Source organism: Sphingobium sp. (assembly GCF_003248505.1).
In the GTDB taxonomy this organism is placed as follows: domain Bacteria; phylum Pseudomonadota; class Alphaproteobacteria; order Sphingomonadales; family Sphingomonadaceae; genus Sphingobium.
In genome coordinates this window covers 12742-33342 of record NZ_QFOA01000024.1, presented here as the reverse complement: position 1 = coordinate 33342, position 20601 = coordinate 12742, and the positions used below count along the sequence as shown (strand labels likewise).

The 20601-nt window shown below is 62.2% G+C and carries 16 protein-coding genes; 15 read left to right on the top strand and 1 reads right to left on the bottom strand.

What is annotated here, in order from left to right; genetic code table 11:
* Nucleotides 1-233: 233 nt before the first annotated feature.
* The 8 genes from DI606_RS10025 (at nucleotide 234) to cobA (ending at nucleotide 11278) form a co-directional block, all read left to right on the top strand.
* Nucleotides 234-815 (top strand): ANTAR domain-containing response regulator, encoded by a 582-nt coding sequence (locus DI606_RS10025; RefSeq protein WP_293982301.1) that lies wholly within the window; start codon nucleotides 234-236, stop codon nucleotides 813-815.
* Nucleotides 812-2023 (top strand): ABC transporter substrate-binding protein, encoded by a 1212-nt coding sequence (locus DI606_RS10020; RefSeq protein WP_293982298.1) that lies wholly within the window; start codon nucleotides 812-814, stop codon nucleotides 2021-2023. Before DI606_RS10025 ends, DI606_RS10020 begins: the two co-directional genes overlap by 4 nt.
* Before the next feature lie 231 nt (nucleotides 2024-2254).
* Nucleotides 2255-3499, top strand: a complete 1245-nt coding sequence (locus DI606_RS10015; protein ID WP_293982295.1) for a NarK/NasA family nitrate transporter — start codon at nucleotides 2255-2257, stop codon at nucleotides 3497-3499.
* 126 nt (nucleotides 3500-3625) lie between these two features.
* A complete protein-coding gene (locus DI606_RS10010) occupies nucleotides 3626-4831 on the top strand; it encodes a hypothetical protein (protein ID WP_293982292.1) in 1206 nt (401 codons plus the stop codon).
* A 206-nt stretch (nucleotides 4832-5037) separates the two neighbouring features.
* A complete protein-coding gene (gene nirB / locus DI606_RS10005; RefSeq protein ID WP_293982289.1) occupies nucleotides 5038-7548 on the top strand; it encodes a nitrite reductase large subunit NirB in 2511 nt (836 codons plus the stop codon).
* Between the two features lie 5 nt (nucleotides 7549-7553).
* Nucleotides 7554-7886: a nitrite reductase small subunit NirD gene (gene nirD, locus DI606_RS10000; RefSeq protein WP_293982287.1), complete on the top strand. Its 333-nt coding sequence runs from the start codon at nucleotides 7554-7556 to the stop codon at nucleotides 7884-7886.
* Between the two features lie 13 nt (nucleotides 7887-7899).
* Complete coding sequence (locus DI606_RS09995; protein ID WP_293982284.1) at nucleotides 7900-10509, top strand: nitrate reductase; 2610 nt, start codon at nucleotides 7900-7902, stop codon at nucleotides 10507-10509.
* Nucleotides 10496-11278, top strand: a complete 783-nt coding sequence (gene cobA / locus DI606_RS09990; protein ID WP_293982281.1) for a uroporphyrinogen-III C-methyltransferase — start codon at nucleotides 10496-10498, stop codon at nucleotides 11276-11278. The genes DI606_RS09995 and cobA overlap by 14 nt, the downstream gene beginning before the upstream one ends.
* A 258-nt stretch (nucleotides 11279-11536) precedes the next feature.
* Here the strand turns inward: cobA and DI606_RS09985 are convergent, their stop codons facing one another.
* On the bottom strand, nucleotides 11537-12151 hold the full coding sequence (locus DI606_RS09985) for a TetR/AcrR family transcriptional regulator (protein WP_293982279.1): 615 nt from the start codon (nucleotides 12149-12151) through the stop codon (nucleotides 11537-11539).
* Between the two features lie 347 nt (nucleotides 12152-12498).
* Here DI606_RS09985 and DI606_RS09980 point away from each other — a divergent pair, with 347 nt between their 5' ends.
* From DI606_RS09980 to DI606_RS09950, 7 genes are all read left to right on the top strand, one after another.
* On the top strand, nucleotides 12499-13521 hold the full coding sequence (locus tag DI606_RS09980; protein ID WP_293982324.1) for a patatin-like phospholipase family protein: 1023 nt from the start codon (nucleotides 12499-12501) through the stop codon (nucleotides 13519-13521).
* 253 nt (nucleotides 13522-13774) lie between these two features.
* Nucleotides 13775-14614 carry a ubiquinol oxidase subunit II gene (gene cyoA / locus DI606_RS09975; protein WP_293982277.1) on the top strand — a complete coding sequence of 280 codons (840 nt, stop codon included), beginning with the start codon at nucleotides 13775-13777 and terminating at the stop codon, nucleotides 14612-14614.
* Complete coding sequence (locus DI606_RS09970; protein ID WP_293982275.1) at nucleotides 14614-16626, top strand: cbb3-type cytochrome c oxidase subunit I; 2013 nt, start codon at nucleotides 14614-14616, stop codon at nucleotides 16624-16626. The genes cyoA and DI606_RS09970 overlap by 1 nt, the downstream gene beginning before the upstream one ends.
* A complete protein-coding gene (locus tag DI606_RS09965; protein ID WP_293982272.1) occupies nucleotides 16623-17246 on the top strand; it encodes a cytochrome c oxidase subunit 3 in 624 nt (207 codons plus the stop codon). The genes DI606_RS09970 and DI606_RS09965 overlap by 4 nt, the downstream gene beginning before the upstream one ends.
* Entirely contained in the window at nucleotides 17243-17629 is a 387-nt protein-coding gene (gene cyoD, locus DI606_RS09960; protein WP_293982269.1) for a cytochrome o ubiquinol oxidase subunit IV, read from the top strand. The genes DI606_RS09965 and cyoD overlap by 4 nt, the downstream gene beginning before the upstream one ends.
* 66 nt (nucleotides 17630-17695) lie before the next feature.
* On the top strand, nucleotides 17696-19012 hold the full coding sequence (locus tag DI606_RS09955; RefSeq protein WP_293982267.1) for an HlyD family secretion protein: 1317 nt from the start codon (nucleotides 17696-17698) through the stop codon (nucleotides 19010-19012).
* The gene (locus tag DI606_RS09950) at nucleotides 19012-20577 is read left to right on the top strand and encodes an MDR family MFS transporter (RefSeq protein ID WP_293982265.1); all 1566 of its coding nucleotides are present in this window, start codon (nucleotides 19012-19014) and stop codon (nucleotides 20575-20577) included. Before DI606_RS09955 ends, DI606_RS09950 begins: the two co-directional genes overlap by 1 nt.
* The last annotated feature ends 24 nt before the right edge of the window (nucleotides 20578-20601 follow it).

The window sequence follows — 20601 nt, the reverse complement described above, 5'->3', positions numbered from 1 at the left end:
GCCAAGACGCCCCTCCTTTGTACCTGCCGGCAAGCCATTCCTTTTCCGCGGCCCAGGTCATGACGGTCAATGGGCCATTTAGACGGGCAGATCGTCAACCACCCGTTTAGGCCATATCTTTTAAGCAGGTGCCCTCGAGCATCGAGTGACAAGATCGATAACCCGTTCCTTGACGGTGCTTCGGATTGACTCGACACCGATTACTGCCGATGGCTTGTGTAAAAGGGGCAGCAATGCGGATTGTCATTATCGACGACAGCGGTCTGCGTGCGACGGTGCTTGAAGAAGGTCTGCGCGAAGCGGGCTATGACGATATCCATATCGTGCCCCCGCGCGGCGCGTTCGTTGCGCGGCTGGAACGGATGGCCCCCGATGTCGTGTTGATGGACCTTGGCAGCCCGAGCCGCGATACGCTGGAGGAAATGCTGATCGTCAGCCGCGCGCTGGCCCGACCGATCGCGATGTTCGTGGACCAGTCCGACGATGCGATGATCGGCGCAGCGATCGATGCGGGCGTGTCGGCCTATGTCGTTGACGGCCTGCGCAAGGAGCGAGTGAAGCCGGTGCTGGAACTGGCGGTGCGCCGGTTCAACGCCTTCTCCAAGATGCAGGCCGAGTTGGACGAGGCGCGCACGGCGCTGTCCGAACGCAAGATCATCGACCGGGCGAAGTCGATCCTGATGAACCAGCGCTCGCTGAACGAACAGGATGCCTATGCCCTGCTAAGGTCGGCGGCGATGAACCAGGGAAAGAAAATCGTGGATGTGGCGCAGGCGCTGATTACCGCGAGCGACCTGTTGGGAGGAGGGATATGACGACCGGAGTGAAGATCGCCTTCCTGCCGCTGACCGATGCGGCGGTGCTGGTCGCGGCGCGCGAACGGGGGTTTGCCGAGGAACAGGGGCTGGATCTGGAACTGGTGCGCACGACCAGCTGGGCGACGCTGCGCGACCGGCTGGTTTATGGGCAGGTGCAGGCGGCGCAGATGCTGGCGCCGCTGGCCGTGGCTGTGACGTTGGGGCTGAGCCAGCAGCCCGCTGCGCTGGCTGCTCCCTACAAGCTGGGCGTCAATGGCAACATGTTGGTCATGGCGCGCGATTTCGCTGCAGCGCTGGAACCGAAGGTGGCAGCGCGGCTGGCCGATCCGCTCGGCACCGCGCATGATTTCGCTGCGGCCATCGGGCTGTGGCGGCGCAAGCCTGTCATCGGCGTGGTTCACCGCTTTTCCAGCCATAGCCTGATGCTGCGTTACTGGCTGGCTAGCGCGGGCGTCGATCCGGATCGTGACGTGGTGTTGCGAGTCCTGCCCCCATCACTGACGGTTGAGGCGATGCGGGCGGGCGAGATCGATGGCTTCATAGCGGGCGAACCCTGGGGCAGCGCGGCGGTGGAAGCCGGATTGGCCGAAACGGTGGCGATCGGTGAACGCATTTGGCGGCGTGGGGTTGAGAAGGTGCTGGCGTTTCGTGCACCTTGGTTAGAGGAGCATCCCGAAACGGTCGACCGGCTATTGCGGGCGCTCGCGCGGGCGGCGGCATGGTGCGACGACAGGGCCCATCATGGCGATCTGGCCGGATTGCTGGCCGAGCCGCACTATATCGATCAGCCAGCCGAGCTGATCGGGCGGGCGCTGTCGGGCCAGATGGTGGCGCGGACGGGTGAGGCGGCGGTGGCCAATCCCGACTTCATGCTATTTTCGCGTGAGGCGACGCCTTTTCCGTGGCGCAGTCAGGCGCTGTGGATCTACTCGCAACTGGCGCGATGGAATATGGTGCCGCATGACGCGGCCACTGCGGCGCGGGCAGGAGCGGTGTTCCGCCCCGATGTCTATCGCCGGGCGTTGGCCCAGAGCGATGTCGCCATGCCGGGGGCGAGCATGAAGCTGGAAGGGGCCGTCGACTTGCCGCTGGCGGTGGGGTCCCGCCGGGGCGAGTTGACGCTGGGGCCGGATCGATTCTTCGACGGGCGCGTGTTCGATCCTGAGAAGATCGAGGAGTATCTGGCGGGATTCGGTACCGGCTAGCGACAGGTCACTGAAAAAGCCTCTCCATTTTGTGCCTTGCAACATAGTACGAATCGAGAGATAACATAGACGTCGCGCGACGAAGCGCGCGTTTTGGATGTGCCGTCCCAACGGGGGGACCACATGTCCTCACCATATATCGCAGCAAAGCCGCTGATCGGATGTACCGCAAAGGTATCGTCCGACCTGCGGCTTTTTTCGTGTCCATTGCCTTTTATTGGGGGACGTCACATGGCTACTGCTTATTGGGATCGCGATGGAAAGCCCGCATCGGTTGCGCCCGCGACGAGTTTCTGGAAATCGGGCCATACACCGACACTGATCGCCGCGTTCCTCTATTTCGATCTCGCTTTCATGGTGTGGGTGCTGTTGGGACCGCTGGCCCCGATGATATCGAAGACATTGATGCTGACCCCGGCGCAAAAGGGGCTGATGGTCGCGGTGCCCACTCTGGCCGGGGCGCTGCTGCGTGTGGTCAATGGCTTGCTGGTCGACCGGATCGGACCGAAGCGGTCCGGCGCGATCAGCCAGATCGTCGTGATCGCGGGGCTATTCACAGCTTGGGCGATGGGCGTCAACAGCTTCGGCGGAACGCTGGCGCTGGGCGTGATCCTGGGGTTTGCGGGCGCGAGTTTCGCGATCGCGCTGCCGCTGGCGAGCCGCTGGTACCCGCCTGAGCATCAGGGAAAAGCGATGGGCCTGGCCGGCATGGGCAATTCGGGCACGGTGCTCGCGTCGCTTTTCGCGCCGATGCTCGCGAAGCTGTTCGGTTGGAACGCGGTGCTGGGGTTGGCCTGTATCCCCCTGAGCATCGTGTTCGTGCTTTATATGATCATGGCGAAGGATGCACCCGATACGCCCATGCCCAAAAAGCTGATCGATTATTTCGAGCCGCTGAAGCAGGCGGACGCCTGGTGGCTGATGGGTTTTTATGCGGTGACGTTCGGTGGTTTCGTCGGGCTGGCGGCCAGTCTGCCGATCTACTTCACCGATCAGTTTGGGCTGACACCGATCATTGCGGGCTATTGCACGGCGGGTTGCGTGTTCGCCGGATCGCTGGTGCGCCCGATGGGCGGAGCGCTGGCCGACCGGGTCGGCGGCGTCGCCACGCTAACCATAGTGCTGATCGTCGCGGCGCTGGCGCTGATCGGCGTGGCCTATGCCACGACATTGGCGGGCGCATTGGGCTTTTTCGTCCTGGCGATGCTGGCATTGGGTACGGGCAACGGTTCGGTATTCCAACTGGTGCCACAGCGGTTCCAAGCGGAAATAGGCGTGATGACGGGTCTGGTGGGCATGGCGGGCGGTATCGGCGGCTTCTACCTCGCCAGTTCGCTGGGGCTGGCCAAGCAGTTCACGGGCAGCTTCGCGACGGGTTTCCTGATCTTTGCGGGATTGGCCGTTGTGGCGCTGCTGGGATTGACGATGGTCAAAAGAAAATGGCGCGCAACCTGGACCAGCGGCGCGCGGATTTGAAGCAGCGGTCCCCAAGGCCATTGTCTCGAGTGTAACGCCGGTTCGCCTTGAGGAAAGTCGAAGCCCTTCGACTTTCCTCAAGGCGGGCAGGCTTTTTCATATTTTCGTCCAAGGGGGCGATTTCCCATGAAGATCATTATCGCGTCGTCGGCCCTGCTGGTCGTCGCAAGCCCGGCTTGCGCTCAAGAGATCGGCCTGAAACCCATTGCCGAAGCGCGGTTGCGCTATGAGCATGTCGATCAGAATGGACTCCTCGACAAAGCGGATGCGCTGACCGTGCGCGCGCGCGCCGGGCTCACCGCCAGCACTGGGGCGCTGTCCGCGTCCATCGTCGGTCAGGGGACTGTGGCCGTTATCGATCATTATTATAACGGGCTGAACGGTGCGGCAACCCGACCGATCGTGGCCGATCCACAGAATATTGCGCTCTATATCGCGCAGCTGCAATATAAGACCAAGGCAGTGACGCTGACGGGCGGGCGGCAAAAGATCGCACTGGATGACGAACGGTTCGTCGGCAACGTCGCTTTTCGCGACAACGGGCAGACGTTCGACGCGGTGCGGGCGGAACTGACCCCGGTTGCGAGGCTGAAGCTGGATATCGCTTATGCCTGGAGCGTGCGGACGATCTGGGGATTTGAGGGCAAGGGCGCGCGGCAGCAGGCTATAGGCGACAACAATATCTTTGCCAACCTGTCCTATGCCACTCCTATGGGAACGCTGACCGGTTTTGCCTATCTGGTGGATCAGGATGAGGCGGCGGTGCAGGCCTTTCGATTGTCGAGCCAGACCTATGGGTTGCGGTTGGCGGGGACGCAGCCTTTGTCCAAGGTCGCGAAGCTTTCCTATCAGTTCAGCTATGCGCGGCAGTCGGACTATCGTCGCAACCCCAATGACTATAGCGCTGATTATTGGTTGGTCGACGCGACGCTGGATGTGCGGAGCTTCAAGCTGAATGGAGGGTATGAGGTGCTGGGGGCCAGTACGGGTCTGCCCTTCACCAGTTTCCAGACACCGCTGGGCACCAATTTCAAATTTCAGGGGTGGGCCGACAAGTTCCTGACGACGCCCGCCGATGGCGTGCGCGACCTTTATGTCGGGGGTGGCTATGGCTGGAAGCGAATGGGGCCACTGTCCGGTGTGGCGTTGGCCGGTAGCTGGCACCGATTCGAGAGCGACCGTCTGGGCCAGCATTATGGAGATGAGATCGATCTGATCGCGTCGGCAAAGGTCAGGAAGACGGCGTTGTCTATCCGCTACGCCCATTATGACGCCAAAGCGATGGCGACCGATACGGACAAAATCTGGTTACAGGCGGATTGGGTCATTTGATTGAAATTGAGTGAGAGGAATCGCTTGAGCGTTCAGGCGATTCCCCATATGCTGCACTACAAGGGACAAAGATGTCCTTCTTCGCATAGCCGCGGCGGTTCAAGGTAGAACGGCCAAGGCGTTTATGATGGCAAAGCCGCCATCCTGACTTTCGGTTCTTACCGTGGGTCAGGATGGCGGCTTTTTTGGTTTCTGGAGCGATGGGGATGGAATTTCAGATCGGAACAACAGAGCCGGTAGCGGACAGCGCGGAGGATATCCGTATGTCGTCTGACGATACGCGCGAACATTTGGTCGTGGTGGGCAACGGCATGGCCGGGTGCCGTGCGGTCGAGGAATTGCTGGCGCGCGACGCGGGGCGCTATCGCGTCACCATCTTCGGTGCGGAACCGCATGTGAATTACAACCGCATCATGCTGTCGCCGGTGCTGGCGGGGGAGAAGACGTTCGATCAGATCGTCATTAACGACCGCGCCTGGTATGACGGCAATGGCATAGACCTGATCGTCGCCGATCCGGTGACGGCGATCGACCGCGCGGCCAAGCGGGTGACCGCGCAGAGCGGGCGCAGCGTCCATTATGACAAGCTGCTGATCGCCACGGGTTCCGATCCGTTCATCATTCCCGTCCCGGGGCGGGATCTGCCCGGCGTCATCAGCTTTCGCGACATGAAGGATGTCGACACGATGCTGGCTGCCGCAGACAAGGGCGGGGACGCGGTGGTGATCGGCGGAGGTCTGCTGGGACTGGAAGCAGCCCACGGGCTGACGCTGCGCGGCATGAAGGTGACGGTCATTCATTTGATGGACACGCTGATGGAGCGGCAGTTGGACGAAGCCGCGGGCTGGCTGCTGAAATCAGCGCTGGAATCGCGGGGGCAGACGATTTTGACCGGGGCCAACACCGCCGAGATTTACGGTGACGGCCAGGTAGAAGGCGTGCGGTTGAAGGACGGCACTGCCATTCCGGCCAGCTTGGTGGTGATGGCAGTGGGCATTCGTCCTTCGACGGCGCTGGCGCGGGAGGCTGGGCTTGAGGTCCATCGCGGGATCAGGGTGGACGATCACATGGTCACCAGCGATCCCGATATATTGGCGGTCGGGGAATGCGTGGAGCATGACGGCACCGTCTATGGCCTTGTGGCACCCCTATGGGACATGTGCCGGAGCCTGGCGGATGGGCTGACCGACCGGCATTCGGGCTACAAGGGGTCGGTCACATCGACCAAGCTGAAGGTCGCGGGGCTGGACGTGTTTTCCGCCGGGGACTTTTCCGGCGGGGAAGGGTGCGAGGATATCGTGCTGCGCGACGCGGCGCGCGGGGTTTATAAACGGGTTGTAGTGAAGGACGATCGCGTCGTCGGCGCGGTGCTTTATGGCGACACGGCGGATGGTAGCTGGTATTTCGACCTGTTGAAGCGCGGCGAGAGCGTTGCCGACATACGCGATCTGTTGATCTTCGGCCAGACTTTCGCCCAGGGAGGGGGCGCACTGGACCCTAAGGCGGCCGTTGCAGCGCTTTCGGACGATACCGAGATTTGCGGCTGCAACGGCGTTTCCAAGGGCCAGGTCGTATCCTGTGTCGAGGCAGGCGCATGCAGCCTCGATGCGGTACGGGCGGGATGCAAGGCATCGGCGAGTTGCGGATCGTGCACCGGCCTAGTTGAAAATCTGCTGGCCGTAGTGCTGGGCGATAATGTCCAGTCGGGCCCAAAGACAATGTGCAAATGCACCAGCTTTGGCCATGACGACGTTAGACGGGAGATCGTGGCTCAGGGAATGCGATCGATCCCTGAAGTGATGCAAAAGCTCCACTGGTCGACCCCGGATGGGTGTTCGTCCTGCCGTCCCGCACTCAATTATTATCTGCTCTGTGCCTTGCCAGGGGACTATGTCGACGACCATCAGAGCCGCTTCGTCAATGAACGGATGCACGCCAACATCCAGAAGGACGGCACCTATTCCGTCGTGCCGCGCATGTGGGGTGGTCTCACCAACCCGCGCGAACTGCGGGCGATTGCCGATGTGGTCGAGAAGTTCAACGCGCCGATGGTAAAGGTTACCGGCGGCCAGCGGCTGGATATCTTCGGCATCAGGAAGGAGGACTTGCCTGCGGTCTGGGCTGATCTCAATGCTGCAGGGATGGTGTCGGGCCATGCCTATGGCAAGTCGCTGCGCACGGTGAAGACCTGCGTAGGGTCCGAATGGTGCCGTTTCGGTACGCAGGATTCAACGGGTCTCGGCGTCAAGACAGAGCGTATGACCTGGGGGTCGTGGATGCCGCACAAGTTCAAGATCGCGGTATCGGGCTGCCCGCGTAATTGCGCGGAAGCGACGATCAAGGATTTCGGAATCGTGTGCGTCGATAGCGGCTATGAACTGCATATCGGCGGGAATGGCGGCATCCATGTCCGCGTCACCGACCTGCTATGCAAGGTCGCCACTGAGCAGGAGGCGCTCGATTACTGCGCCGCTTTTACCCAACTTTATCGCGAGGAGGCCCGCTATCTGGAGCGGACCGCACCATGGATTGAGCGGGTCGGCGTCGATTATGTGAAGGCGCGGATCGTAGAAGACGGGGCTGGGCGCGAGGCGTTGCGAGCGCGGTTCCTCTTCTCGCAGCAGTTCATGCAGGACGATCCCTGGGCGGAACGGGCCGCCGGTGGGCAGGCAGAATTGCACCGCCCCCTCTACCCCATCGGCATCGCGGCGGAGTGAACGACATGACAGATTGGATCGACATCGGCACGATCGCCGACATTCCGAAGCGCGGCGCGCGTACAGTGCAGGTTGGCAGGGAGAAGGAGATCGCGGTGTTCCGCACCGGCGACGATCGGGTCTTCGCGCTGGTCAATGAATGTCCGCACAAGAAAGGGCCGCTTTCCCAAGGTATCGTTCACGGACACAGCGTCGCCTGCCCGCTGCATAACTGGAATATCGCGCTCAGGACCGGAGAGGCACAGGGTACAGATAGCGGCTGCACGCCAACCGTTGCCGTGAGGGAAGAGGATGGGCGGATATGGATCGCGCGGCCGGTGACGGCGCAGGCGGCGTAAGGGAAGGCCTGTAATGGTGAAAGCGATCCGCACCACTTGTGCCTATTGCGGCGTAGGCTGCGGGATATCCGCAACGCCCACCGCACCGCGATCCGTTGTGATCGAAGGCGATGGCGCGCATCCGGCCAATGCGGGGAAGCTTTGCTCCAAGGGCACGCATCTGGGCGAGACGGTGGGCCTTGCCGGGCGGCTGCTCTACCCGATGATCGGCGCCCGCCGGGCGAGTTGGAACAAGGCGCTGGACTTGGTTGCGAAGAAGTTTCGTGAGACGATCGCGCGACACGGTCCCGACAGCGTCGCCTTCTATGTCTCAGGCCAGTTGCTGACAGAGGATTATTATGTCGCCAACAAGCTGATGAAAGGCTTCATCGGATCGGCGAACATCGACACCAATAGCCGTTTGTGCATGTCGAGCGCGGTGGCGGGACATATGCGCGCCTTTGGCGAAGATGTGGTGCCCGCCAGCTACGATGATCTGGATATTGCGGACCTGATCGTCCTGATCGGGTCGAACACCGCATGGTGCCACCCGATCGTGTATCAGCGCATCCAGGCGGCGCGAACGGAGCGCGGTACCAAGCTGGTGGTGATCGACCCGCGTCGTACCGAGACGTGCGAGGACGCCGACCTGCATCTCCCGGTGAAGCCGGGCACCGACGTCGCGTTGATGAACGGACTGCTTGCTTGGTGCGCGACCAAGGGGATCATCGATCATGCTTTCATGGCGGACCATGTAAGTGCGCCCGAAGACTTCTGGCCGCATATCCGCAGCGGTCATGATTTGTGGACGACAGCCAAGACCTGCGACATTGCGCCGGCGTTGCTGGAGCAGTTCTACCGTCTGTTCGCCGCGACACCGCGCACCGTCACTTTGTTCAGCCAGGGGATCAACCAGTCGATCCGCGGCACCGATCAGGTCAATGCGATCATCAACGTCCATCTGGCGACCGGTCGCATCGGCAAGCCGGGCGCAGCGCCGTTTTCGATTACTGGCCAGCCCAACGCCATGGGCGGGCGCGAGGTGGGCGGCCTGGCTTCCACGCTGGCGGCGCATATGGATTTCGCGCCCGACAACGTCGCAAGGGTGGGGCGCTTCTGGGCAGCGCCGACTATGGCGACCAAGCCCGGCCTGAAGGCGGTCGACCTGTTTCGACAGATTGGCGAAGGGCGGATCAAGGCGCTATGGATCATGGCGACCAACCCCGCAGTCTCGCTGCCCGATGCGGGCCGCGTTCGCGAAGCGCTGGAGGCCTGCCCCTTCGTTGTCGTTTCGGATATCGTTGCCGATACCGACACGAGCGCCCATGCCCATGTCCGCCTGCCCGCTGCTGGATGGGGTGAAAAGGACGGGACGGTAACCAATTCAGACCGAACGATCAGCCGTCAGCGTCCCTTCATGGCGCTGCCGGGAGAGGCGAAGCCTGACTGGTGGATCGTGACGCAAGTGGCTCGGCGCATGGGGTGGTGCAATGCCTTCGCTTATGATCGACCCGCCGAAATCTGGCGGGAACATGCGCGGTTGACGGCCTATCAGAATGACGGCGCGCGCGTGTTGAACCTGCGGGCTTGGGCAACGATCGGCAATGACGCTTATGATGCGATGACGCCGTTTCGCTGGGGCGGGAAAGCGCCCTTCGCCAACGGTTTTTCTACCCCAGATGGCAAGGCGCGGCTGGTCTTGACCAGCCAGATCGACGTTCCGGGTCCGCTTAAGGATTGGCCGCTGACGCTCAATACCGGACGCTATCGCGACCAATGGCATACGATGACGCGTACCGGACTGGCTCCCAAGCTGGCGCGACATCGGGAGGAACCGCTGGTCGAGATGCATCCGCACGATGCCGAGGCGCTGGGTATCGGCGACGGCGAGCTTGCGCGGGTGAGGACGCCGCAGGGCGACAGCATCTTTCGCGCTGCGATCAGCGAAGGGCAGCGGGTGGGCGAGATTTTCACCCCGATCCACTGGACCGACCGGATATCGACCGGCGGGCGTACCGGCTTGCTGCCCCAGCCGCTGGTCGATCCCCATTCGGGCCAGCCGGGGTTCAAATCGACCCCTGCCAGCGTCGAACGGGTGGCGACCGAATGGAAGGGCTTCCTGATCGTGCGCGGGGATATATCCGTGACGCTGCCTTGCCTGTGGGCGACACGGGTGGCGGTGCCGGGCGGGGCGCTCTACGAAGTAGCGGGCAATGGCGATGCCGCGTGGCTGGAGGCCAGCCTGCCCAAGGGCGAGCGGGTCGAGGCGATCGATCGGACGCGCGGCACGCGCCGGGTGGCGATTATCTGCGACGGCAGGCTTTCGGGCATATTGATTGTGACGCGGACGGGCCTGTTGCCCTCGCGCGACTGGTTGATCGGGCAATTGTCGATGGAGGGGGTGGGCGCTTCGGTGCTGGCCGCACGCGGGCCGGGCAACCAGCCGGACAAGGGGGCAACCATCTGCGTGTGTTTCGACATCGGCCTCAACCAGATCGTCGCCGCGATCCGCGACCGGCAGTTGGTCGATGTGCCCGCGATCGGGCAGGCGTTGGGTGCGGGGACCAATTGCGGCTCGTGCCGTCCCGCGCTCGCCAATCTGTTGAAGGAAACCCATCAGGAGACGTTGCATGCAGCCGAATGAAACGATTGCGCCGGGTGAGGTATGGCTGGTGGGCGCGGGGCCGGGCGATCCGGACCTGCTCACCCGCAAAGCGGAGAAGCTAATCGCCGCCGCCGATATCGTCTTTTACGATGCGCTGGTGGGGCCGGGCGTTCTGGACCTGATTCCCGACCGGGTCGAGCGGGTAAGCGTGGGCAAGCGATCCGGTCGGCATAGCAGGGCGCAGGGGAGCATCAACGATCTGCTTCTGGCGGCGGCCAAGAAGGGCCAGCGGGTGGTGCGTTTGAAGGGCGGCGATCCGTCGATCTTCGGCCGGTCGGCGGAGGAGATGGCGCATCTGGGCGAGGCTGGCGTGCGGTTCCGCGTCTGCCCGGGCATCACGACGGCGAGTGCTGCGGCGGCCAGCGGGAGCGCGTCTTTGACGCTGCGCGGCGTGGCTCGGGGGCTGACTTTAGTCACGGCGCACTTGAAGGCGGGCGAGCCATTGGCGCTGGACTGGGAGGCGCTGGCACAGGCGGGCGGTACGGTGGGCATCTATATGGGGCGCGCCGCGGCGGGCGAGATCGCGCGACGCCTGATTGCGGCGGGACGTGATCCCGAGACGCCGGTAATGGTGGCGGTCAACGTGTCGCTGTCGAGCGAGCGGCTGATCCGCGGGCAGCTATCGGCGCTTGCATTTTTGGTAGCGACAATCAGCGATGACGATCCCACGCTGTTGCTGATCGGCGAAGCGATAGCGGGGATCTATGTTCCAGCCGATGCATCGGCGAGTATGCCGCTGTCGGTTTAGCGCATCTGTGCGCGGGTGGCCGTGGAAAAAGGCGCAAGGTTCCGATCTCACTTGTTCTTCAAGGAGGAGATCGGCCATTTGGGCAATCGTCAATCGCACGCTGTGCGATAAACCGGTTAATATCCAATCATTCCGGACGGGTATCGTTTGCCCGAAATATGAGCGGTGGATCATTATTGGACGAGTCCAAGCCGATATAGGGCGTGCGGCCAGCGGGGAAGCGCTTTTACCAGGGCCGAAGTGAGGTCGTCGGCGCGGCTAGCGCGTCAACAGATAGAAGGCTTTCCAGCGGACCGCGAAATGCTCGCGTTGCGCATCTGAAGCAAAGATATCGCGACCGGCCCATGCCGATCTATGGCGGTGGCTGCCGCCGCCCAGAAGATCGATCAGCAGAACCGCCAATGTCTCGCTATCCATTGCGTTGATCGCGCTCACATGTTTGGCTGCTTCGATAAGGGTCACGGCCTGCTCGACCACGCGAGCGTACCACTGTCGTTGCCGTGCCCGCATTTCAGGATCGCGATTGGCCTCGAAATCGATGAAAGCGGCAAAGGCGATCGCCTCGTCTTTCAGATTAAGGTCGAACAGCATCCTGGACCATATTTCCAGCCGTGCCATAGGATCCTCACCGCGAACCTCGTCGGCATCGAGCAGGCCGTCGCGCAGCCGGTCAATTTCGCGGACGACGACGGCGTCGATAAGGTTGGCCTTGGTCAGGAAGTGGCGATATATCGTTCGCTTGGTGACGCCGGCCAGTTCAGCGATATGATTGACCGAGAAGTCACACGACCCCTTTTCCCTGATCGAGGCGAGCGTTTGGTCAAGGATCCGCTGCTTGAGCACGACGGCCTCCTCCAGGGTAGGTCTACCCATTCGGCCCGATACCGGCTGCGACATCTTTACCTCTCCATACTCATCGGCCGATCGGCACCGCAGCCAAAAGCGGGCTGCTAAATACTGGCAAGCCGGCCCCGCGACATTAGGCTGCCATTTGATCGCAGGGTGACGGCCTGTATCTCGGACGTCAAGGCGGGCTCTACGTCGATAAACGGTTCGAGCTATGGACTATCCGCTACGTGCCGAGACTATGATTATGCAAGGCGTCGCAGAACATTCCGCCCCGCAGCAAAAATTTTTGATGCGATGCAACAAAAAGCGACATAGCGATTTGTATACCCCCGGGTGCACATATCCGCCATGAAAGGGGGCGCAAAGTGGGCATGGTGGCAGAGAGGCCCAGGATAGCGCTCGCCCTGCAAGGCGGCGGAGCGCACGGGGCCTATGGATGGGGTGCGCTCGAACGGTTGCTCGAAGCCGATCTAGACATCGTCGCGGTCAGCGGCGCAAGTGCCGGTGCTCTGAATGGCGCGGCATTGGTCGCAGGGTTTGCCACGGATGGGCGGGAGGGCGCGAAGGCGGGGCTGGAACGGTTGTGGAACAGCGTCGCCCATTACTCCCCGATGCGCGTCCTCGATAGCAGATGGTTGCCTAGCGTATTTCTTGATCCTTGGATCAACTCGTCGCTGCAACTGGCAAAATTGTTTGGGCCATATTTTCTGCCGCTGGTGCCGGGCGTGCGTGGAATGGACGCTCTTCGCCGCATCGCTGGCGAAACGATCGACCTCGACGCGCTTCGCCTGCCGAACGCCATCCCTCTCCACATTTCTGCCACGCGTGTTGCGGACGGCACGCCGCGCCTGTTCGATAACAACGAGATCGACATCGACGCGCTTATGGCGTCTGCGTGCCTGCCGGAGCTTTTTTCCGCAGTCAATATTGACGGCGAGGATCATTGGGATGGAGGCTATTCCGCCAATCCCGCTCTGGATCCGTTGCTGCGGGCAGATGGCACGACCGATCTTCTCATACTTCAGATTACCCCCTTCGCGGTGGAGGATGTATCGCACTCGCTTCCTGCAATGATCGGGCGGATCAGCGACATCGGTTTCAACGCCTGCCTGCTCCGCGACCTGAAGACGCTGACGGAGATGCAGGCGGCTTTGCAGGAGGCGCCTCGGGTGACTGGCCCCCTGAGCGTTTTGAGGGAGATCAACCTTCATCTGATGCAGGCGGCGCCGGAACTGGCCTCTCGCAACCTCGCGAGCAAATCCGATACGCGGGCTTCCAAACTGCAGGAATTGCGGGGGATCGGCTACAACACCATGGATGCCTGGCTCGCGGAGCATCGCGACGAACTCGGGCGCCGATCTACGCTCACTCGACCGGAACCGGAGTTAGCGTAACCATGGTCGTTCAAGGCCGATCGGTCGTTTCGGTCACCAGGATATGTATTCAATGGCGGTCGCTCGACAGGGCGGGGGCGGCATATGCGGCGGCATGTGCGCAGTCGTCGCGATGGACAAGGCATGCCCGGCGGCGCGGAAGCGAATTGGAACGTCCCGATCTTTGCCGCTGCCCACCATCCCTATCGATAGCCGCCGCGCGGTTCGACAAAATGATTGTCCGTCTGGCTCGTGGCGAGAACGCGAGCCGGGCATGACAGGTGGATCGTCGATTTTGCACCCGGCAGGGCCTATTGCAGCCGCCAACCGGGCGATCCTGTTCAACGCGCTGGGCGTGATGTTAGCAGTCGTGATCCCCACGATCCTGCTGGCGATCGCAACGGCTTGGTGGTTCCGTGCCAATAACCGCCATGCCCAGCGGGACGAGACTTTCGTCTATTCCGGTCGCGTCGAGCTTGTCGTCTGGTCCATTCCGCTTTTGGTGATCCTGTTTCTAGGCGGTATCATCTGGGTGGGCTCCCACAAATTGGATCCGACCGCGCCGATCGAGACGGAAAGCGGTGCGCCGCCGCTTCAGGTGGAAGTGGTCTCTCTCGATTGGCGCTGGCTGTTCATCTATCCGGAACAGGGGATCGCCACCATTAATCGGCTTGTCCTGCCGGTGGGTCGTCCCGTGCGGTTCCGGCTGACGTCGGCCAGCGTGATGAACGCCTTCTTCGTGCCCCGCCTTGGCAGCATGGTCTATACGATGAACGGCATGGCGACCGAGCTGAACCTGCTCGCTGCCGAGCCGGGACGCTATGAGGGCCTTTCCGCCCATTATAGCGGCGAAGGCTTCGCCGACATGCGCTTCGATACGCTGGCGGTATCCCCGGCGAAATTTGCTGAGTGGGCCGCGCAGGTCAAGGCGCTGGACGGCGCGCCGCTGAACGCGAAGACCTATGCGCTGCTCGCGCGTCCGCAGCGTAACCGCAAGGTAAGCGGTTTCCCCACCGTGCAGGCAGGGCTTTTCGATGCGATCGTCATGCAACGCGTCGCTCCGGCACCGGGGCCGCCGCAGGATCGCTCGTCCACCGATGCGGAAAAAAGCTGATGCTGGGGCGTCTGGACTGGTCGGCGATCCCTCTGCATGAGCCGCTGCCGCTAACGGCGGCCGCGCTTGTGGCCACGGCCGGGGCCGTGGCGCTGTGGTGGGTGATCAAGCAGCGGCTGCTGTCCTATCTGTGGCGCGAGTGGATAACCAGCGTCGATCACAAGCGGATCGGCGTGCTTTACTGCCTGCTCGCGGTGTTGATGCTGATCCGCGGGCTCGTCGATGCCGTGATGATGCGTACGCATCAGGCGGTCGCGGTGGGGGCGTCGCAGGGCTACCTGCCGCCCGACCATTACGACCAGATCTTCTCCGCGCATGGCACGCTGATGATCTTCTTCGGCGCGATGCCTTTCCTCGTCGGCCTTATGAATTTCGTTGTGCCTTTGCAGATCGGCGCACGCGACGTGGCCTTCCCCACGCTGAACGCGGTGAGCTTCTGGGTCACGGCGAGCGGCGCGCTGCTCGTCAACATCAGCTTGATCGTCGGCGAATTCGCGCGCACCGGCTGGCTGCCCTACGCCCCGCTTAGCGAGACGCGATATTCTCCGGGTGTCGGTGTGGATTATTATCTTTGGGCGATCCAGATCGCGGGGGTCGGGACGTTGCTGAGCGGCGTCAACCTCGTGACGACTATCGTCAAGCTGCGCGCACCCGGCATGACGATGATGCGGATGCCGATGTTCTGCTGGACGGCACTCGGCGCGAACCTGCTGATAGTTGCCGCCTTCCCGATCCTGACAGCGACCGTCACCATGCTGACGTTCGATCGCTATCTCGATTTCCACTTCTTCACCAATGAAGCTGGCGGCAACCCGATGATGTTCGTCAATATGATCTGGGCCTGGGGGCACCCGGAGGTATATATCCTTATCCTGCCGGCGTTCGGCATCTTTTCCGAGATATTCTCAACCTTCTCGGGCAAGCCTCTGTTCGGCTACCGCTCAATGGTGGCGGCGACTTTGTTCATCGTCGTCGTCAGCTTTACGGTGTGGCTGCATCATTTCTTCACGATGGGCGCCGGTGCGGATGTGAACGCGGCGTTCGGCATCGCCACCAGCGTCATCGCGGTCGGCACCGGCGTGAAGATCTTCAACTGGATTTTCACGATGTGGGGCGGCACCATCCGCTTTGAAACGCCGATGTTATGGAGCCTCGCCTTCCTCGGCGTTTTCACGATCGGCGGCATGACGGGCGTGCTACTGGCGGTGCCCCCAGCCGATTTCGTGCTGCACAATTCGATGTTTCTCGTTGCACATTTCCACAATGTCATCGTCGGCGGCGTCATCTTCGGCGCCATTGCCGGCTATAGCTACTGGTTCCCCAAGGCCTTCGGCTTCCGCCTGCACGAGGGCTGGGGCAAGATCGCCTTCTGGCTGCACTTGACGGGATTCGCGGCGGTCTTTGCGCCCATGTACTGGCTCGGGCTGGAGGGGATGACTCGCCGTCTCCAGCATATCCACGATACGGAGTGGACACCCTTGCTCTGGACGATGGTGGCCGGGGTGATGGCGAGCGTTTCGGGCACGGCGGCGCTGGTCGGCCAGTTGATCGTCTCGATCCGCGCGCGCGACAGGCTCCGGGATGAAACGGGCGATCCCTGGCACGGGCGCACGCTGGAATGGTCGCTGCCCTCGCCGCCCGCCTTTTTCAACTATGCGGTGCTGCCGCAGGTCGAGCATGACGAGGCCTATTGGTGCCTGAAGAGCAAGGTACTGGAGAGCAAGGAGTTTCCCGAGGAGCCTAATTACCGTCCGATCGAACTACCACGCCGCAGTGCGACCGGCGTGATCGTTGCCTTCTTTTCCACGCTGATCGGCTTTGCCGCGATCTGGCATATCTGGTGGCTGGTGATCGCGGCGCTGGTCGGCGTGGTGCTGGCTTTCGTCGCCTACGCCTGGCGCGACATCCACGAAGAGGAGGTGCCGGCCGAAGAAGTTGCGCGGCTGGACCGCGAGGCCCGCCGTCCGCGCGAACAGGCGCTCGCCAGGCTGAAGCGGGAGGCGAACGCATGACCGCTGATGCAACAGCGGATTGGCCGCACAAGCGCGACGGCGGATGGGACGGCCCCCCGGACCAATCTGTCACGACCGCCTATGGTTTCTGGATGTTCCTGATCGGGGACATCATCATGTTCGCTTCCTTCTTCGCAGGCTATGCCGTGCTTGCGCAGAACCGGGCGGGTGGGCCCGGCCCGGCCGAGCTTTTCGATATGAAGAGCGTGGCCGTGCAGACGCTGTGCCTCCTGACATCGACGCTCACCTGCGCCTTCGCCAGCGTCGCCTTGAAAAGACGGCATATGCCCGCGACGCAATTATGGCTGGCCGTGACGGGGCTGCTCGGCACTGCGTTTGTGGGGCTGGAGATACGCGAGTTCCAGCATCTGGTGGAAACAGGCGCGACGCCCCAGCGCAGCGCCTTCCTCTCCGCCTTCTTCGTGCTGGTCGGCTGCCACGGCGTCCATGTCGTCGCGGGGCTGATGTGGCTCGGCACGATGATGGCGCAGCTGCTGGTGCGCGGTTTCAAACCCTATGTGGAGCGGCGTGTGCAATGCTTCGCGCTCTACTGGCACGCCCTCGACATCGTCTGGGTGGGCCTGTTTTCGATCGTCTATATCTGGAGCAGCATAGCATGAGCGACACGACGATAGACCGCGACAGCGCTCCAGGCATTTCTCGCGAGCAGAAGGACGACGAGGCGGACGGGGGCGGCTGGGGGGCCTATGTCCTCGGATTCGCGATCGCGCTGCTGCTGACTGCCGGCACCTTCATTGTCGCGCTGACCGATCTGGTGTGGGGCCCCGCCCGGCCTGCGGCGGTCGTGACGCTGGCGGTGGCACAGATGGGCGTCCACCTCGTCTTCTTCCTGCACCTGACGACCGGTGCGGACAATCGATCGAATGCCATGACGGTCGCCTTCGGCACCTTCGTCAGCCTGCTGATCGTATTCGGCTCCGTATGGATCATGACCCATCTGTCCCATTCCACCGTCCATCCCACAATGCATGGCGGCATGTAGCCGCCTCGCCCCACACCGGCGGCCATCTGCCGCTCCTTCGCTTCCCGCCAATGGATTACCGCGATCATGACCGACCATTCCGAAGACCGCCCCGGCAACGATACGCCGAAAGACAATGACGACGCCCGCAATCGGAACGATGCCGACGATGAAGGCGGCAGCGGTACCGACCGGGATACCGACGACAACGTTCAGGAAAAAGATGACGACGGGGAAAGCCGGGAAGAGGACGAGAAGCCGTCGCTTCTCGAAAAGACCTGGTTCCGTATCCTCGCCGTTATTGTCGTCGTCGCGCTTTTGATCGGCGGCATCGTCTACTGGATTCACTACAACAACTACGGCAAGTTCCAGCAAAGCACCAACAACGCCTATCTTCAGGCGGATGACGTATCCATCAGCCCCAAGCTTTCGGGCTACGTCATGCGCGTACTGGTGGCCGAAAATCAATATGTGCGCGCCGGCCAACCGCTGCTGGAGATCGACTCACGTCAGTCGCAGGCGGATGTGGCGCAGGCCCAGGCACAGGTAGCGTCATCCTATGCCGACATACGCTCGGCAGAGGCGCAGATCACGCAGCAGCGCGCACAGATCGCTCAAGCGAACGCCGAGCTTGCCGCCGCGCTGGATCAGTTGCGGCATGACCAGCTCGAAGTGGATCGTTACGCGCCGCTCGCCGCGACCGGGGCCTCGCCGCGCGAACGGCTGGCACAGCTGGTTTCGCAACGCAATCAGTCCGCCGACATGGTCCGGTCCCGTCGCGCTACGGTCGTCGCACAGGAACGCCGGATCGGCCAGCTACGCGCTTCGGTCGATCAGGCGCGGTCACAGGCGGAGGCGGCCAAGGCGCAGGTCCGTTCGCGGGCGGTGGATCTTGGCGCTACCGTATTGCGCGCGCCGATCGCGGGCATCGTCGGGAACAAGAATGTGCGCGTCGGCCGCTATGTGCAGGCGGGCACCGAACTTATGACGGTGGTGCCGCTCAACGCGCTCTATCTGGAGGCCAACTTCAAGGAAACGCAGCTCACGCTGATGCGACCGGGTCAGCCTGCCACGATCCAGGTCGACGCGCTGCCGGGCGCGAATATTCCCGGCGTGGTCGAGAGCATCTCCCCCGCGACGGGCGCGCGCTTCTCTCTGCTCCCGCCGGAAAATGCGACGGGCAACTTCACCAAGATCGTGCAGCGTGTGCCGGTACGCATCCGCGTACAGGCCGGCAAAGAAGCACGGCGCGTGCTCGTATCCGGCCTGTCTGCCGAGGTCTCAGTCGATACGCGCGCGATGCAGGGCTATTCCCAGCGGATCGAGGACGAGGCCGAGCAACAGAAAAAGGTCATCGATCAGCGCGAGGAACGGATCAAGCAGCAGGTCGAGGCGCAGAACTGATGGCATCAGGTGCCAGCCGTGGCAAGTCACGTAACGCCAGTCCGGCGGCGTGGCTTGCCGTGTTCGCAGGAACGATCGGCGCTCTCATGGCGACGCTCGACATCTCGATCGTCAACGCTGCCCTGCCTACGATCCAGGGTGAGGTAGGCGCCAGCGGATCGGAAGGCACGTGGATCGCCACTGCCTATCTTGTCGCGGAAATCATCGCCATACCCTTGACGGCGTGGCTTGAACGGGTGTTCGGGCTCCGTCTGGTACTTGTCGTCGCGACAATGGCATTCGTCGGTTTCTCACTTCTGTGCGGGTCGGCAACGACGCTCTCGGTGATGCTTTTGGGGCGGGTCGGACAAGGGTTTTTCGGCGGCATGTTGATACCCACGGCGATGACGATCATTGCCACTCGCCTCCCTCCGCATCAGCAGCCGATCGGCACCGCGATGTTCGGCGCGACCGCGGTCCTGGGCCCCGTTCTCGGGCCCTTGCTGGGCGGTTACCTGACCGAAACATACAGCTGGCATTATGCCTTCTTCATCAATGCGCCGATCGGTGTGCTGACGCTGATCCTGTTGATGATCGGCCTCCAGGGATCGTCGATGCGGTTGCATCTGCTGCGTGAAGCGGACTGGCTGGGCATCGTGGGGCTGGCGCTGGGCCTGGGCGGGCTGACCGTAGTGCTGGAGGATGGCCAGCGCGAACTGTGGTTCGCCTCACCGATGATCCGCAATCTGGCGATCATCTCGACGATCGGGTTTGTCCTGTTGTTTCTGGGGCAATATCTGGCCAAGAGCCCCGTCATCAAGCTGGCGTTGCTGCTTGACCGCAGCTTTGCCGCTGTGTTCGCCGGCGCACTGGCGGTCGGTGCGATATTGTTCGGCATTTCTTACCTCATTCCGCAATATCTCGCCAATGTGGCAGGCTACAATGCTTTCCAGTCGGGTCAGATCGTACTTTTGAACGGTCTACCGATGCTGCTGACTATGCCATTGGTACCGTTGCTCATCAAAAAGGTCGACGTACGTATCGCGGTATCTCTGGGAATGGTGATAATGGCCGTCGGCTGTTTCATCGATTCAGACCTGAACCCGGAATCGACCGGTGGGGATTTTTATGTCGGGCAGGTCCTCCGTGGATTTGGGCAGGTGCTGGCGCTATTGTTCCTCAATCAGGCAGCGGTCAGTTCCGTTTCATCCGACGATGCGAGTGACGCTGCGGGGCTCTTCAATGCAGCACGCAATCTGGGCGGCTCCTTCGCACTGGCGCTTATAACGATTCTGCAGGAAAAACGTACCTACCTGCACGAGCGTCGCATCGAAGAGACTCTGTCGCGCACCTCGGAACAGGTTCAGGCCTATGTCCGGGGAATTTCCAGCCAGTTCGGGCAGGGCGATACCACCGCCGGCATGATGCGTGCGCTCAAAACGCTCGGTCAGCAGGTCAGCCAGCAGGCGACCGTGATGACCTATAACGATCTCTTCTTCACCTTCGGCATCATAACCTGTGCGCTGATCCCGATCAGCATGTTGCTCAGGCCATTGAATCCCGACAAACCCATGGCTGCCCACTGATGTCTTTTTCTGCTCTCCGCCCAC